Here is an 18,045-nt window from a genome sequence, read left to right on the forward strand (position 1 = left end):
GAGAACACTCCATGGACAACTTCATCTCCGCGCGCTACGGCGAGGTTCTCGCGGGCGCCGACGCCGCACATGCCAAGGCGAGCATGCGCAGCGACCTCGTCGAGGAGGACATGCACACCAGCAACGCGCTGGGTGCCGACTGGGACGACGAGGTCTACTACCGCAACATGAGCGACAAGCACTACAGCTACAACGAGTACAACGCGGACATCGAGCGGGCCAGGGGTATCGCGGACGCCGAGTACGCCTCCGTGGACAGGTTCGCGGAGACACAGGCGCGGTGCGCCAACGGCTACCTCACCTGAGCAGCCACCTCCATGAGGTAGCCGGAAACCCAGTAGTGGCTTCGAGAACGCGGTTCTCGAAGCCACTACTGGTTTCACCGCAACAAAAACGCCCTACCGGTGCCGCTGCCCAGGGGCCTTCGGGAACAGGAACATCTGGTCGGGCGTCTCGGCGTGGCCCGGCGCGTCCGGCAGTACCGGCGCGCGACCGGCGTACCAGCGACGCCTGCTGCCCCGCGGCAGGAACCACCCGAGCACCGCGGCCACGACGATGGCCAGGACCACCAGACCGGTGCCAGCCTTGGCCGCGGCGCTCGTCCCGCTCCACCAGTCGGCTTCCTGGACCGCGGCGTGGTCCACCGGCGGTTCCACCACGGGCGGCACCATCAGCGGCTCGGCGTCGGTGAGGTCCTCGGTCACCGCCCGGTAGGGGTCGACGATCCCGGCCCCGTACTCCGTGCTGTCCCGTCCACCGGGCGCCGGGTCGGCGGTGGCGAGGATGCGGTCGGCGACCTCGGGAGCGGTCAGCTTCGGCCACGCGGACCGGACCAGTGCCGCGACACCCGCGACGAAGGGCGCCGCGAAGCTGGTGCCCGCCCAGTAGTTGTGGCCGCCCGCCCTGGTGGCGGCGAGCACCTCCTCGCCGGGCGCCATCACGTCCACGTACGGACCGGTCTGCGAACCATCCGCCCGTTCCCCGCCGATCGTGAGCGAGCCGACGCCGAGCACGCCGTCGTACGCGGCCGGGAAGGACGGTTGCGTGCCCTGGGCGGCGCGGTTCCCCACCGCGGCGACCACGAGCACGTCCTTGGACTGCGCGTAGGCGACCGCGTCACCGATCGCCCGGTAGTCCCCGTGTCCGGACAGCGACAGGTTGATCACCTTGGCGCCGTGGTCGGCGGCGTACCGGATGCCCTGGCCGACCACACCCGGGTTGATGGGAGTCGGGTCACCGTTGTCGGACAGTTCCCGGTCGGTGATCCGCACCGGCAGGATGCGCGCATCCGGTGCCACGCCGCGGAAACCGACGCCGGGCGCCGGGGACGCGGCGATGATCGAGGCGACCGCCGTGCCGTGCGAGACGCAGTCGAAGTTCCCCGGCAGGTTCCCGACGAGGAAGAAGTCCTCCCCGCGGAGCACCTTGCCGCGCAGCTGCGGGTGGTCGGCGTCGGCTCCTGAGTCGACGACGGCGACCGTGACGCCCGCGCCGGTGCTGTGCGGCCAGGTGCGGTTCAGGTCGAGCAACTGTTGCGCCCACGGGAGTTCGGCGACCACTTCGTGCGCCGGGTCCGGGGTGCCCTGGCAGGCGCCCTCCGGCGGGGCCGCCGCCGCGGGTCCGGCTGCGGCCAGCGGCGCGAACACCGTGGCCGCGGCCACGGCGGTGGCGACAAGACGGGTCATGGTCGGATCATCCGGCCCTGCCCCGATCCCGCGCGGCGCCTTGGCCGGAACCGGTCAGCACGGTGCTGCACCAGCTTGCGCGCGGTCATGCTGACCAGCATGGACGCACCGCCGGAAGAGGTTCGCGGGAGGCTCGCCGAGTACGAGTGGCTCGGCAAGCAGGTGCGCGCCATGTACGACGGGATCGACGACGTCCGCGGCACCGCGCACTCCGCCGACGAGCTGGTCACCGCCGTCGTCGGCGGTCGGGGTGAGCTGCTCGAGCTGGAGCTCGACGCCCGGGTCTTCCGCGAGCAGGACGCGGGTGGGCTCGCCGCGTCGATCCTCGCCACCGTGCGGGAAGCCGCCGAGGACGCCGAGCGGGAGGCGACCCGGCTGGCCGAGGAACTGGTGCCCCGCCGGGAACGCGGCGCGGACTTCGACCCCGTCTTCGGCCCGGCGCTGCACCTGCTCAACGACAAGTCACTACCGGGGAGCGACCATGGCTGACGGCGTCGACGTGGACGGCGGCGGGATCGACATGTACCCGGACGCCGCCGCCGCGGCCGTCGCGGCCCTCGCGGCCACCGCGGCCAACTTCCGCCAGGCGTGGCTCGCCGAGCTCGGCAAGATCAACGGGCTGGACAGCCAGCTCGGCAAGGGCCCGATGGGCCGGGATTTCGCCCCGCAGTACAACAATGTGATCCGGCAGATCGTCGAGGCGCTGGACGAGCTCGGCAGGCGCATCGAGGAACGGGTCACGTTCGGCAACTTCGCGGTCGCCGAGTACCGCAAGGCGGACGACGACAACGCGCAACGCTTCGACTCCGTGTAGGCGGGCCGCCGATGGGGATGCCCGAACCGGAGGACCCGTCAGGACTCTGGGCCAAGGTCAAGGAACTGACCCTCGACCAGCTGTGGCCGCCGGACGACGAGTCCGTGGTCTACCTGCTCGCCACGACCCTGTTCAACTCCGCGACGGTGGTGGACAACCACGCGAACGCGATCGCGGCCGTCGCGGCGCAGCTCCCCAGCGCGTGGCCGGACGTCATCGGCGCGCAGTTCATCACCAGGATCGTCGCCACCACGGGGACCTACCGGTATCTCGCCGAGCAGATCCGCCTGCTCTCCAACGAAGTCCGCCTGTACGGCGACCAGATCGTCGAAGCGAAGATCAGCATCATCATCGAGATCGCGGTCAGCGCCCCGCTGTACTTCGCGCTGTCGCGGATCCCCGGCGGCGGCCGCCTCGCCAACCACGTGGCGCACTGGGTGGCGAGCAAGCTGACCACGATGATCACCGGGATCGTCGCGCGCGGGGTCGGCGGCCTGGCCAGGATGACGATCGAGATCGGCAAGGAGGCGGTGGACGGGGCGATCAACAGCGCTCTGTCGCAGCTGGGCGCGATGGCGCTCGGCGCACGCGACAGGTTCGATGTGGGCCAGGTCGCGTACGAGGGGGGCGTCGAGGCGATCGGCGGCGCCCTCGGCGAGGGACTCAGCGCCGCGAACAAGGCGGCCAGGGCCGCGTCCACCAAGGCGGCCAGAGCGGCGACGGGCAACGCCGACCTCGAACTCCCCTCGCTGCCGGACAACATGGCGACCAGAGTCACCACCAGCGCCGCACGCAACGGTGTCACCTCACCGAGCGCGAGCGTCATCGCCGAGCACCACGACAACCCGGAGGCGTTGTACGACTGGCGCACCTACCGTGACGCCATCGCGGAACGCGGCCTGAGCTCGGCCCTGGTGAGCGTGCCGCGCACGATCGCGACGGATATGGCGATCCAGAACAACATCGAGCGGTTCGGGCCCGTCGGGTACGAGAAGGACCTCATGCTCAACGCCGGCGGCGGGGGTGGGGGCGGGGGTGACACGGTGCCCGCCACCCCGGCGCGGGGTGACAGCGCCGCGGCCGGGCCCGCGGGAGCCGTCGACCCGGCGGGTACCGGGAACCCGGCCTCGGAGACCGGCGCGGAGACCGGCGCGGCGCCTGCCGACGCGCAGCAGCAGGCACCGGCGGTGGGCGGCGGGTCCGCGCCACCGGCCGGTGTGGACGGTGGCGCGGGGACGCAGACCGACGTCGGTGCCTCGGGCGGGCAGGACACGTCGTCGAGCGACTCGCCGGGCGCGGTCCCGCCCGGCGGCGGCTCGGCCGGTGCGTCCACCGCGGCGGACGGCGGCCCGTCCAGGACCGTCGCACCCGGCGGGGAGACCCACGCCCACCAGCCGGGCACACCACGCAGCGAGTCACCGACGGACCACGGCCCGGTCGCCGACGACCAGCAGGGCACGGAGTCGGCCCAGGAAACCGTTGACCAGCAGGACATCGGCTCACCCGGCGGGGAATCGACAACCGACACGACGAACACCGACACGACGAACACGGCGAACACGGCGAACACGGAATCGGCGAACACCGACACGGCCTCCGACACGGCCTCCGACACGACGAGCGCGGCGCCGACCACCGAGCAAGCGGGCCCGTCCGCCCCGGAGGCACACGACGACGGTGCACGCGCCGACGACCAGAACGGCGGCATCGTGGTCGCGCCCGTCACCGGCACGCCCCCGGCGACACACGCCAGTCCCACGCCCGTCCACACGACCTCGGGACCGCAACAACGCGGCACCGAAGCGAAACCCGAGACGCCCGTCGCCGACCCCACGAAGGAGACGACCGGCGAACCGGTCCTGGCGACCGAGCCCGCCACGGACGAGAGCACCACCGAAACCACCGACGACACCGAAACCGGCACGGACCACGCCGCACCGGCCCACGTCGAGATGGGTGGCGTGCTGGTCGCGGCAGCTGCGAGCGTCGCGCCGCCCGGTCCAGCCCAGGCACCCGGCAGAACCGGGCCGCGACCCCGGCACACCAGGATCGCCCGCGCACCCACACCGAGCCCGGCCGTCGAGCAGGACGGCAACCCCGCACCACCGCGGGACCGCGAACTGGCCCTCGTGGGCACGGCGAGCCGAATCCCCGGGTTCACGGCGAAGCTCTTCCGTCCGTCACTGCGCAGGACGACCGAGCGCATGATCGAGGAGCTGATCCTCGACGCCGCGCGGGCCGCGGGCGTCGAGCTCCACAAGGACGGCGACGAGTACACGATCGGCCACACCGGACCCCGGATCCGGGTGACGGTGGGGCACAACGAGAACGGCAACCCCGCCGAGTTCTCCATTGTGGACGGTGTCGCCGTCGTCGTGGTCTCGCCGAAGCTGATCGCCTCGACGCCCTTCTTCCTGCGCGCCACCGCGGTCAAACGGGCGCTCGCGCACGAGATCGCCGAGGTGCACCAGCTCCTGCTCGGCAACGACTCGCCGGACGTGCTCGTCGAGGGGTCACCGGACGGCGCGACCGGTACGTCCGCGCACGAGCACGGCAGGCAGGCCGAGATGGTGGTCCTCGACGGGGACTACCGGGCCGCGGCGGAGAAGCCCGCCGTACCGCGGCTCGTGCGGCGGGCACTGCTGCGCCACCACATGCGGCTGCTCGCCGAGGAGCTGCGGGCGCACCCCGCGCAGGAACACGCCGCGAGCCGCAGGGGTCTGCTCGAGCCGCACGTCCGGCGGATCGTCGACCGGCACTTCCCGATCACGGGCCCCGCACCGAACCTCGCTCTCGACGCGGTGCCGGACGTCGAGACCGACACCCTGCCGCCGCCGCAGGCGGGTCCCCAGCGGATCGGGGCGTTCAAGCAGGACCTGACGTGGTCGAACGGCCGGATCACGCACATCGGTGGCGTGCCGGCGCGGACGAGACTGCGTCAGTTCGCCGAGATGCGCACGGAGCGGTACAACAGCGAGCGGCTGGCCGGGAACACCGCCCTCAGCAAGAAGCGGGCCGGGCAGGCAGTCGCGCTCGTCATGAACCTCACGACCGGCGAGGTCTTCGAGTCCATGAACGGGCGCGTCGTCGGCGCGATCCTGCTGAAGTACGCCCCGCAGATCCACGCCCGCATCCAGGGCATGTTCCGGTCCGGCAGGCACCGGTACGAGGACAGGCCCGGCGAACCGCGGGTCTACCCGGGTTTCGACCTGCCGTACCGGCACGCCGAGGTGCGCGCCGCCGACGCCGCGCTCAAAGCGGCGCCCGGCACGAGGCTGAGCGACCTGGCGGCCGACGTCTCGTTCATCGGCGCCACGATCGAGGAAGCACCGTTCTGCCCCAACTGCTCCGGCGTCCTGCACGACGTCCGCAGCAACGTGCCGAAGACCGAGTACGACCCGGTCACGAAACGAACGAAGGACGGCACCACCGGGTGGGAGGACGACGCCTACACGGGTGCGGCCGGGAAGATGCCCGGGTTCGAGGCGAAGGCCAACCGGATGTCCAGGGGCGGGCAGACGATCCGGCTGATCGAGCGGCTGCTCGCCGACGACACCGTGCGGCAGCGGATCGCCGACGCGGCCGGGCTCGCCGCCATCGAACCGGACGACCTCGGTGGGTACCGGGGCGTGCGCAGGGACGGCTCCGGCTTCCCCTTCCGGATCCGGGTCGGTGAGACCTCGGACGGGAACCCGGCCGAGCTCACCGTGGTCGACGGCGAGGGGTTCATCCGCGTCGCGCCGACGCTGGTGTCGTCGACGAAGGTCTGGCTGCGGTCGACCGCGTTGAGCCGGGCGCTCGGGCACGAGATCAGCGAGATCAACCAGAAGCTGCTCGGCAACGACAACGCGGACCTGCTCGTCGGCAAGGCCCCCGGCAAGCGGACCGAGACGTCCGCGCACGACCACGGCCGGCAGACCGAGATGCGCATCCTCGCCGCGGAGCACGACGCCGCGACCGGGCCCGCGCGCGCACTGCGGCGACTGGCCCTGCGCCACCACATGCGCCTGCTCGCCGAGGAGATGCACGTCCACCCCACCCAGGACCACTCCCAGCAGCTGAAGAGCAGGCTCGCGGCGGACGTCGAGCGGATCGTCGACCGGCACTTCCCGGTCGGGACACGGGCCTCCTGGCATTCGGTGCTCGGACCGCAGGGCGACGGCCTGCAGTCGCACCGGTCGTTCATCGTCACCGCCCTCGTCACCAAGGCACTGCCGGGCATCGCGGTCGGCGCGACGCTCGGTGTCGCGCTCGGCAGTCCGGTGTTCGGTGCCGCGATCGGGTTGTCGGCGCTCGCGTCCGGGCTCGGTGACGGGATGCTCGGCCGGTGGTACGCCACGCGGGCGAAGGCGGCCGCCAAGGAGCTGAAGACCAGGGCGGCCGAGCAGCAGGCCTACGACAACGCCCTGCTCGTCAAGGAGTTGCTCGACCCGCTGCTGGCCGCGGCACGCGGCACGGCGTTCGCCGATCCCGCCCACGCACCTGCCGAGCCGGCACCCCGCCACGACGGGACACCGACCGGTGTGCCGAAGCTGACCCACCGGCTCGTCCGCGCGCTGCCGGTCGTGTTCGGCGCGGCGGCGGCCAGCACGATGCTGCCGCTCTCTCCCCCGGCGACCCCGGTCGACCCCGCCGCCGGTGCGGTGCAGTCACGGTTCGACCTGTCGAGGACCGTGGCCGCGATGTGGCTCACCGGTCTCGTGCTCACCGGCGCCACCCCGTTCGTCGAGCGGTGGTTCCAGCAGCGGAAGATCGCCGGTCAGCTGACCCGGTTCGGGCTCGTTCGCGACCCGCTTTCCCACCAGGAGACCGAGTTCGCCGAGGCGGTGGTCAACGACCTGCACATGGTCCTGGCCTGGATCGACTCCATCGACGGGACCCGGTCGCAGCCGATGGTGGCCACCGCGCGGCCGCCTGCCCCGCCCGCGAACCACGGTGACGGCCCCGGCCTCGCGCACTTCGGCGTGCGGTCGTCGCGGCGCGGCCTCCAGTCCTTCCTCAGGGCGTTCTTCCACTACGGCGGGCACCTGCACGAACGGGACGCGGTCCTGGCAGGCGGGCTCGGCGTGGGCCGCGGTGTGGTCGCGATGCTCGTCGGGGCGATCGCCGAACGGTTGCTGTACGGGAAGGAACGCGGCCTCCGCGACGATCGGACCCGCCACGAGCTCACCGAGGACCAGGCGTTCGGCCAGCAACTGCGCCACGAGCTGATCACCGAGCTGCTGACGGGTGTCCTGTCCGAGATCCACGCCGCGCGGCTGCAGCGCCTGCTGGGGTTCGACCCCACGACGACACCGGTCGGCAAGGCGCAACGGCTCCGGCTCGCCGAGGCCGACCCCGGCGCTCCCGGCGCCAGGCGGGCCAGGATCACCGCCGAGTACACGAGCATGGTCGCCGAGCGGGCCCGGCACGACGCCGAGCAGGCCAGGACCGCGGCCGCGCAGGCGAGGATCGCCGCCGACAAGGCAGGCGCCGGTCCCGGCCACCCGCTCCACCAGCGAGCGGAAGCCCTGGCCGCGCGGGCGGACGTCGTCGCCGAAGCCGCCGAGGAGGCCGCCCGGCGCGCTGGACAGCAGGCCCCGGACAGCGCTACCGGCAACCAGGGTGACACCAGGCCCGTCGGTGCCGCCAGGCGGCACCTGCTCACCGCGGCGGCCAACGCCAACGCCGCCGCGCACCGAGCCAGGATCACCGCCGAGTACACGGAGATGCGCGCCGAGCAGGCCCACCGCGACGCCGCGCACACCCGGCTCGCCGCCGACAAGGCCGCCGGGGTGGCAGCGGCCGCCGACGCGGCGGCCAGGCCCCGGTCCGACACGCCGGTCGGCGCCGCCGAACAACGCCTCCGGGTCCAGGCCGCCGAGGCGGCGGCTGCCGCGCGAACGGCGGAGACACACGCCGTGCGCGCGGAACGGGCCGCAGCGGTCGCCGTGCGGCGGGCCGGGGTCGCCGCCGTGCTGGCGAGCCGTGCCGCCGACGCGGCCAGGGCCGCGGCCGAGAAGGCCGGTCTGTCCGCCGCCGACCTGGACGCGCACACCCCGCTCGGCGCACCGATGCTCAGCGCGCCGCCCGCGACCTCGCCCGGCCCGCGCGCCGTCCCGCTGGCACCACCCGCCGAGGAGGCGCCGCCGACGGTCGTGGAACAGCGGACCTACCTGCGGTACGGCGCGATCGTGGGCACCGCGGGCTGGGCCGGGGTGGCGCTCATGGCCCACGTGATCAACTCGCTGAGCGTCCACCCGGTCGTCCCCGGGTTCCTGATCGCCGCGTTCGGCGCCGCGTCGGTGGCCGGCATCGGTGGCTGGGTCGCGCGATGGAAGGGCCGCGTGGCGGCGAGCAGGGCGAAGGACGAACGGAGCGACCGGAAACGGGCGACGCTCCAGAAGCTGTCCCGGGACGCGCAGGGCCCGCGTCTCGACTACCTGATGAACCTGCTGCGCCGGGAGATCGCCGTCGAGGGCCGCCCTGGTGCCGTCCCCGTCACGGACCCGGCGTTCGAACCGACCGCGCCCCCGTCGATGACCCCGACCCACATCGACGCCGGCCATCCGTGGTTCACCGAGTACGTCCGCACCATGGTCGGTCTCGAACGTGCCGCACTGGACCAGGAGCCGCGGCCCCACCTGCTGTTCGACGCGCGCCTGCGCGGGCTCGTGCGGCTGACCGAGGACCTGCGGGTGCTCGACCTGCTGGCCGCGCGCGCCGAGGAGACCGGGGACCGGCGTCCGCTCGAGCAGGCCATCCGCGACCTCGAGGACACCTGGTTCTTCTACCAGCGCCTGATGTCTACGACGAAACCGATGCCGAAGCCCGGCCTCCCGTCCGAGGAGCTGGCCGAGGAACGCGCGAAGCACCCGCTCGAACTGGGCCGGCGGCCGAAGGTCCCCGGCGTCCTGCTCTCCTCGATGGCCGACGCCCTCGCCGCGAGCCGGGCCACCCCGGGCGGCCGGTCGTTCCACCACGGTCCCTTCGAGGAGCGGCCGGGCTACCACACCGTCCAGGCCGAAGGCGGCCCCGCCGGGATCCGGGCGGGCAACCGGTGGTTCACGATCAGCCAGTTCGCCACCATGCTCCGGTTCGACCCGAACTGGCGCGGGCAGGACGTGTGGATCGCCGACGTCGGGGCCGGCCTGACCGAGGAGCAGCTCGCCGAGCTCGGCCGGGAGCTGGGTGTGCCGGTCCGGGGCGAGCTGCTCCACGGCGACGCGTCGCCCACGCCCCCCGTCCTTCCCGCCGACACCGACCCCGCGATCACCCGGGCGATGGCCGAGAGCGAGGCGACACCGGGTGGCCGCGCGTACTTCCCGGCGGGCGACCCCCGGCACGACGCGGCACAGCAGGTCCCGCCCGTGCCCGGCTCACCGGTTCGCCTTCGCGTGCACATCGAGGGTGCCGTGGATCGCGTGCGGATCGGGGACCGCCTGTTCACGATGGCCGAGTTCGCCACCATGCTGCGGCACGCGCCGGATTTCGCGGGCCGGGACCTGTTCATCGACGCGGAAGGCGTCGGGCTCACGGCGGCGGCGCTGGCACAACTGGACAGCCTGGTCGACGGGCAGGTGTTCTCCTACCGGCAGTCGCTCGCCGACCTCCTCGAGGCCAGTGAGACCACGCCCGCCGGCCGCTCCTTCCACGCCCCGGGACACGCAGACTTCCGGCACCTCGCCCAGGCCATGGCGCCCGTCGTCGAGCGACACGTGGTCCACGTCCTCGGCGACGTCGACCACGTGCTGGTCGGCGGGGAACGGCTGACCATGGCCGAACTGGCCACCCTGATCGGCCACGACGCGAGCAGGCAGGGCCGGGCGGTCGTGGTCGACGCGGCCGGGATCGGGCTGTCCAGCCTGGCGATCGCGGAGCTGGCCGCGCACCTCGGCGCCGCCGGGATCCACGTCGAGTCCAGCACCACGGCACCCGCGGACGTCCTCCTGCAGAGCCGCGAAACGCCTGGCGGCCGGGCGTTCTACCCGAACTACTGGCCCAAGGCCCACGCCGAGGCCCAGCAGGCACCGCGACTCCCGGGGTTCCACACGGTGCACGTGGCCGCCGGGCCGGACGGGATCTGGTTCGGCGTCCAGCGCCTCACCACCGCGCAGTTCGCCGAGGTGCTCCGCCACGACCCGAGCTGGGACCGCGGGCGCGTGCGGGCACTGTGGATCACCGACGCCAACACCGGACTGACCACCGCGCAGCGCGACGAGATCGCCGGCCTCCTCGGCGTCACCGTGCGATCGGACAACACCGCGGTCGCCGACGCGCTGGCCGGGAGCACGCTCGTCGGGGGCAACCGGGTCTTCGGTGCGCTGGTCCCTGCCGAGCAGGCCGACCCGGACGTGCACACCGTCCACGTCGTCGGGGACATGACCGCGGTCCGCATCGGGGACCGGCGGTTCACCATCGAGGAGTTCGCCAAGCTGGTCCGGCTGGACCTGGCGTGGCAGGGGCGGCCGGTGCGGGTCGCCGGTCCGGTCGGGCTCACGGTGCGGGCGCGGCAGGAGCTGGCGGACCTGCTCGGTGTGCCGGTGCACGGCGAGAGCCCGGTCGCCGACGCGCTCACGGCGAGCCACGGGGTGCCGGGCGGCCGGTCGTTCCTGCCGGACGGTGCCACGGTCGCCGAGCCGGGCGACACGTTCCACACCGTCCACGTGCGCGGCGAGCGCGGCGACGTCGTCATCGACGGCAGGCCCTTCACCGTCGCCGAGCTGGCGGCCCTGATCCGCCACGACCCGGCGTGGGCGGGCAAGCGGGTCATGATCGCCGTCGACGGCACGGGTCCGGCCGCGGCGGAGCTCGCCGAGCTGGCGCGGGAGCTGGGTGTGGCGGTCGAGACCACCGGCCCGGCCCACGACGGCACGGACCTGTTCAGCCGCAAGCCTTCCGTGAGCAACGCCGAGGTCCTGGCGAGTGGTGAGCACTTGCCGCTCACCGAGGAGACCGTGCGTGAGCACGCGACCGCCGCGGACCGCGACCTGACCGGTGTCGACGTCGTCGTGGTCACCGATCCGGTGGAACTGAAGTACCTCGACGACGAGCGCGCGGCCGCGGCCACGACGCTCGTGCACGGCGTGCCGCAGATCCGGCTCGGCCCGGCGAGCTTCGCCGACCATGACACACTGGTCGCGACCATCGCGCACGAGATGACCCACGTCGGTCAGCTCCTCGACGGCCGTGGCGGTGAGGACAGGCACCAGCTCGAAAACGAGGCGGAGGCCAGTGAGGCCCCCGCGGTGGAGAGGTACCACGAGCATGTCGGCAGTCCGGTTCATCATCGAGGCGACGTACGACATCCCGGGCCGGGACGGCATCCTCACGACGGGCCTGGTCGTGAGCGGCCGGATCCAGGACGGGACGGTCCTGCGCAACGAGAGCACGGGCCAGGAGGTGCGCGTGCTGGGCGTGGAGTTCCTGACGCCGAAGCAGGTCGGCACCGACCGGCGGACCCTGCGGATCGACAGGAAGGACCGGACGGCGCTGACCGAGGGCGCGGTGCTGACGAGTCCGGAGTAGCGCCGACGCTGTTCCGCCGCATCGGGCCGCCGCCGCCAAAACCCGGAGAGCCCGAAGTCTTCGCGGTGCGGCCGGTGGCGCGGTCCAGGTTCCGGGTGGACCAGCAGGCCCGCCGCGACTGGCACGTCGTGCTCCAGCACGCGCGTGCCGCGGTGACGCGGGTCGTCGGCGACGTCGTCGGGGTGAAGAGCGCCCGCAAGGTCGACGACGTCGGGAACTTCGAGGTCACGCGCGCCGACAAGGCCGGTTCCACGTTCACCGTCCGGGTCGTGGCCGAGCCGACCCGCGACGGCGCGCCCGCCGAGGTGGTCGTCACCGGGCCGGGGCGGGGCGTGATCCGGGTGTCGGAGCGCGCCACCAAGGACATCCTCGACCGCGCGGTCGCGAGCGCCCTCGCCCAGCTGTCCGCCCGCCTCGCGGGCAACGCGAACAGCCAGGACCTGCTCACCCGCGAGCACCACCCCGGCCACGGGCTGACCCGTTCCGCGCACGACGCGGGACGCGAGACCGAGCTGGCCCACCTCGTCCGCACCCGGCAGGAGGCGGGCCGGTACCGCCTGCTGCGCAAGCACCGGCTCGCCACCGAATGGCGTGCGCTCGTCGAGGACATGGGGGTCCACGCGGAGGAGGAAGCCGGTCCCCAGCGCCGCGCGGTGGCCTCGCCCGGCACCCGGCACCTGCTCGACCGGCACGCGGGCCCGGGTACACGCAGGCCGAGCTGGGTGCACGAACCCAGCGGGTACACGCCGTGGAAAGCCTTCGTCCCCGCCTTCGGCGCGAGCATCATCCCCGGTCTCGGCGCGTCGGCGGTGATCGCCGGGCTGTCGATCGCCGCGGGCGAGTCGTTGATGGTCGCCGCTGCGGTCGGGTTGATGAACCTCGGCACGGCGGTGACGGGCACCATCGTCGCCAGGTGGTTCGGCAGGCGCGAGAAGGACCTGGTCGACGCGGGACACGGCTACTTCGGCCAGAAGCGGGCCCACGAGATCGCGGTGAAACGCGCGGCCATCACGAATCCGCTGCTCGCCCGCATGCGCACCCTGGGCATCGACGTCACCGCCCCCGGTCCCGCCGAGCCGCCGCCGACCGGCCCCGAACCGCCCAAGGTGCAGCCGTACGGGGCTCTGCTCGTCAGCCGAGGGCTGCCGCCACTGGTCGGCGCGATCGCCGCGACCACGTTGCTGCCGCTGGGTCTGCCGTTCTGGAACCTCGTGACGCACTGGGGCATCGCCGGTTTCGCCGGGATCTTCGGGCCGATGGCGGAGCGCTACTTCCGCGGCCGGATCGTGTCCCGCGAGTGGAAGCGGTTCGACGCGATCGGCCGTGAGCTCGACCGCCGCAACGCGAAGTTCGACGAACAGTTCGCCGGGCACCTGCACGCGCTGATGGACCGCATCGACCGGATCGCGGATGTCACCTCGCCGCGTGTGTCGCCGGTGCGGGAGCCCCTCGGCGACGTCACCGTCGAGAAGGACGCCGCCAACCGCTACGGCGCGAACTCGGCCCCCAACAACGCGGGCGACTTCTCCCGTGACGCCACCAACGCCCCGAGCCGGATGGGCAACGCGCTGCTCGACTCGGTCAGCGCGACCGGCAGCGCCGCGCTCGACGCGGTGGGCAGCGGCCTGACCCGCTTCGGGCTCGGCGTCGTGGTCGCGGCGTTCCTGGACCGGGAGTTCACCCGCGACGAGTACGCCAAGATCGTCGCCCAGGTCAAGTTCGACTTCGGCGCGACGATGCTCGAGCAGGCCGCACAGCAGGAACGGGCCCTGCTCGCGATGCTCGCCGAGGTGGAGAGCCGCGTGGAGGCGGCAGAGGCGACGGCACTCGGTCAGGCGTCGCAGGACGCCGCTCCCGACGCCGTCGTCCCGTTGCCACCGAACCCCGCGCACCGCCCACCGGGGCACCGCGGCATCCCCGAGTTCCGCAAGCAGGGCATCCTCCAGGCGGCCGCGCTGGAGAGCGTCGCCGTGTTCTCCGCCGCGGTATGGCACCAGGGCTGGCAGACGAAGTACGTGGTGGGCGCCGCCGCACTGGGGATCGTGGCGAGCTTCCCGCTGCGGTTCATGCACCGGCGTGCCGAGCAGCACGCGGTGGACCGGAAGATCTTCGCCGACCGCGCGAAGGAGCGGGTGGTCGAGGCCGCGGAAGCGATGGCCGTGCGCGGCTTCATGCAGGAGCTGATCAACCGCGAGGTCGCGGAAGCCGAGCGCGTGCGGACCGCGGGCCACGGCCCGCACGCGCTCACCCCGGCGCCCGCGCGCCCGCCGGTCCCCCCGCACCTCGACAGCGCCGACCCCGCCTACCCGGACCACATCGAGGCACTCGTGGCCCACGAACGCGAGCTGCTGCGCCGTGAGCCGCGACCGCTGTCGAAGCTCGGCGCCCGCCTCGTCGCACTGCAGCGGCTCGACCGGCTGGTGGCACGCACCCGGCTGTTCTCCCGGCACGAGGCCCGCACCGGCGACAGCGGACCGGCGCGGCAGGCCAGGACGGACCTCGCCAAGATCTGGCAGGCGTACCGGAAGCTGGTCGCGGACGGCACCGCCATGCCGTACGACCACGAGCAGTACCTCACGGCACGGCAGCAGGTCGCCGAGCAGCTGCGGTCCTACCTGGGCCAGAGCACGGCGATCCCGGGCGGCCGGATGTTCTTCGCCGCGGGCGATCCGCTGCTGACCGACCGGCTCGGCGTGCGGCAGGTGGACGGCGTCTACACGATCGACGCGCACGGCGTCGAGCACGGACCCGACGGCATCGCGCTCCGCATCGGCGCGCACCTGCTCACCGTCGAGCACCTGGACGCCATCCTCGACGCCGACCCGAACTACCACGGCGGACCCATCCGGCTCCTCGTCTGCGCGGCGGGCCGCGGCGAGGAGAGCTTCGCCCAGCGCCTCGCCGACCGGCGCGGAGAACGGGTCATCGCGCCAACCGCCCACTACGGCGTCGACCACAACGGCACGGAGTTCGTCACCGACGTCGAGGTCGACGCCAACGGCATCATCCGGCCGAAGTTCCCGCCCACGGGGGAAATGCGCGCGTTCGAGCCGAGGAAGAACAACGTCGCCCACCTGGCCCCGGACCTCGTGGAGCCACCCGTCTACGTCGGTGCGGGCGCCCTCGACAACGACAACCCGTGGCGGCTGCGCGGCGGCGGCACCTACGAGCCGAGCGCGCGGGAGCGCGAGCTGGCGGGCCACACGATCGCCGACATGCACCTGCTCCGCAGCGAGCTGGCCGACAACACGAGCGTGACGTTCCGCGTCACCCTCGACGACGGCACGCAGGCCGTGTACAAGCCGATCCTCGGCGAGCAGCACGGCCAGCGGGAACACATCTCCGGGAACCTCGGTGCCCGGGAGGTCGCCGCGTCGCGGGTGGACGAGATGTTCGGCTTCGGCCTGGTGCCCACCACCACGATGATCGACGACAACTGGGCCGCCCCCGGTCCGGTCACCCACCCGCCCGGCTCGCTGCAGCGGTTCGTCGGCAACGCCCGCGAAGGCGGTGACCCCGCCGCGTTCCCGGTGCTCCGGCAACAGCAGATGGCCGTGCTCGACTACGTCACCGGCAACACCGACCGGCACTCCGGCAACTACCTGACCGGTCCCGGCGGCGACCTGGTCGCGATCGACCACGGGCTCACGTTCCCCTCGGGCGGCGGCAACCCGATCAGTTCGGACTTCGTCGCGCTGCACCTCGGCGGGCCGCTGCTCCCCGAGGTGGTCGCGGCGGTCCGCGCGGTGCGCCCGCACGCCATGCGCGCGATGCTGCTGGCAAGCGGGCTGGACGCGGCCGCGGTCGACCTCACCACCGCGCGCCTGGTGGAGATCCAGAAGAACGGCGGGATCGCCGGGACGGCGTGGCCCGGCAAGCTCACCGACGACCGATACACCACGCTGCCGAAGGGATTCGACCGTGACCGACCCATCGCCGACCAGGGTGGCGCTGTACGCCCAGGCCACCGACCCGCCGAGGCGAATCGCGATCTTCCACTACACCGAGGAGAACGGGGTGACGCTGGAGCTGCTCGACCAGGACTGGGGCCACCTCGCACAGCGGTACTTCATGGAAGGCGTGAACCTGCGCGAGGAGAAGCGCATGGTGCGTCCGAGCGAGGGCTCGGTGTTCATGAGGGCACTGCTGAGGCAGCGGAACATGAGCTACTACACGCTCCAGGACGAGAGCCAGGCGTAGCGGCCGCACTGGCGGCGATCGAGGCCGCCGCGGTGCGGTACCCGGGTGGCCGGGTCTTCCACCTGCCGGGCGACCCGATGCCGGCACCGGCCGCGCCCGTGCCGCCGGACCCCGCCCGGTACACCGTCGACCTGCGCGGTGTCGGGGTCCTCGGCCTGACCCCCGACCACGTGGCGGCGATCCTCCTGGCCGACCCGGGGTGGACGGGGCAGCCGATCCGGTTGCTCACCGACGGCAACGACTTCGCCCAGCACCTGGCCAACCTGCTCCAGGTCCCGGTCGGCACCCCGGCGGGCACGGTCGCCCCCCGGATCTCCCTGCAGGGCCCGCCCGATCTGCGGCTGGCCCCCATCGAGCACGTCGACCCGCCGCGGCACATCACCGCACTGTCGGCGCCGCCTGGCGCCACCGTCCTCCGCGCGGACCTCGACGACGGCAGGCGCGGCGTCTACAAGGCCGAGGCGGACACGAGCGCCCACCAGGTGGCGGCCGAGGTGGCGGCGTACCGGCTGAGTGAGCTGGTCGGGTTCGGGCTCGTCCCCACCACCACGGCGGTCGAGGGTCCCGGGGAGGGACCCGGCTCGCTCCAGCGGTTCGCGGAGAACTCCACGGAGGGGCGGCAGACCAGCGAGTACTCGATGCTCGAGACGCAGCGGATGGCGGTGCTGGACTACGTCGTCGGCAACCTCGACCGGAACATGGGCAACTACCTGACCGGCCCGGACGGCGAGCTGATCGCGATCGACCACGGGCTCGCCTTCCCGGAGCACGCATTCGACGGGATCATGTCCGACTTCGTCCGGGACCACCTCGGGGCGCGCCTCGACCCCGAGGTGGCGAGCGCCGTCGCCGCGGTGACAACGGCGGAGCTGCGCACGATGCTGCTGGGCACGGGGCTCAGCCCGGCCGCCGTGGACGGGGCCGTCGCCCGGCTGGCCGAGATCCGGGAACACGGGGCGATCACCGGCGAGGCGTGGGCGGGCGAGCTCATCGACAGCGCGGCAGAGGTGATCAGGAACGACCAGCCGCCGCCGCTGCCCCCGGTCGAGACCGACCCGGTCGAGGCACTGCTGTACGGCCTCTTCGACGACAGCGTGCCGTTGCCGGGCGGCCGGTCGTTCCTCGGCCCCGATGACCCGGCCCCGGAGGTCGCGGGCGAGGACGGTGCCTTCACCGTCGACGTCGCGGGCGGGAGTGCCGGGGTACGCGTCGGCAGCTACCTGCTCGACGCGGACCACCTCACCTGGCTCATCGGAGCCGACCGGAACTGGGACTGGGACGGCGGGCAACCCGTCCGGCTGCGCGCCGCCGTGGACGCCGACTTCGCACAGCGGCTCGCCGACCGGCTCGGCGTGGTGGTGTACGTGGGCGACCGCGAGTTCACGCCGGGGACACCCCCGCTCCTGCACGACCACCTCGCACCACCTCGGGAGCTCGACCGCCACGGCTACTGGGCGGGCGCCAACGGCAGAGTGCCTGATCCCGGGACGATCTCGGCGGCCGTCAACCGGGGGCACATCCTCTACGGCGACGCCGACGGGGTGGGCGGCGGTCACAAGCACAACTCCGGGATCCCGTTCAAGACCACCTTCCCCCCGCACTGGACCAACGACGACGAGATCATCGCCAGGATCGAGGACGTGGCGAGGAACCCGGAGTACCCGCCCGTGTTCAACCTGGAGTACGAGACGTGGACGGTGTACGGCATCCGGGAGGGCGTGGTCATCCAGGTCTTCGTCACCCCGGACGGCACAATCACGAGTGGCTTTCCCGTCGAGGGCGAAGGCGTCCACCGCAACGACGAGAACGGTGCCCCACAACCACTGGAAGGGGACTGAC

The 18,045-nt window shown here is 72.9% G+C and carries 5 protein-coding genes; 4 read left to right on the top strand and 1 reads right to left on the bottom strand.

The genetic code is table 11. From position 1 onward, the window contains the following. Positions 1-11: 11 nt before the first annotated feature. Complete coding sequence (locus tag FHR82_RS12970) at positions 12-305, top strand: hypothetical protein (RefSeq protein WP_184810639.1); 294 nt, start codon at positions 12-14, stop codon at positions 303-305. A gap of 93 nt (positions 306-398) precedes the next feature. Here FHR82_RS12970 and mycP read toward each other — a convergent pair whose 3' ends face one another. Continuing rightward, positions 399-1,685 carry a type VII secretion-associated serine protease mycosin gene (gene mycP, locus FHR82_RS12975; RefSeq protein WP_184810640.1) on the bottom strand — a complete coding sequence of 429 codons (1,287 nt, stop codon included), beginning with the start codon at positions 1,683-1,685 and terminating at the stop codon, positions 399-401. A gap of 99 nt (positions 1,686-1,784) precedes the next feature. On the opposite strand from mycP, the gene FHR82_RS12980 reads away from it, so the two are divergent. Genes FHR82_RS12980 through FHR82_RS12990 form a run of 3 tightly spaced genes read left to right on the top strand, consistent with a single transcriptional unit; the run spans position 1,785 to position 18,044 of the window. Then, positions 1,785-2,174, top strand: a complete 390-nt coding sequence (locus FHR82_RS12980; RefSeq protein WP_184810641.1) for a YbaB/EbfC family nucleoid-associated protein — start codon at positions 1,785-1,787, stop codon at positions 2,172-2,174. Then, the gene (locus FHR82_RS12985) at positions 2,167-2,499 is read left to right on the top strand and encodes a hypothetical protein (protein WP_184810642.1); all 333 of its coding nucleotides are present in this window, start codon (positions 2,167-2,169) and stop codon (positions 2,497-2,499) included. Before FHR82_RS12980 ends, FHR82_RS12985 begins: the two co-directional genes overlap by 8 nt. Before the next feature lie 11 nt (positions 2,500-2,510). Further along, positions 2,511-18,044: a WXG100-like domain-containing protein gene (locus FHR82_RS12990; protein WP_184810643.1), complete on the top strand. Its 15,534-nt coding sequence runs from the start codon at positions 2,511-2,513 to the stop codon at positions 18,042-18,044. Position 18,045 lies beyond the last annotated feature (1 nt).

This window comes from Actinophytocola algeriensis (genome assembly GCF_014203735.1).
In the GTDB taxonomy this organism is placed as follows: Bacteria; Actinomycetota; Actinomycetes; order Mycobacteriales; family Pseudonocardiaceae; genus Actinophytocola; species Actinophytocola algeriensis.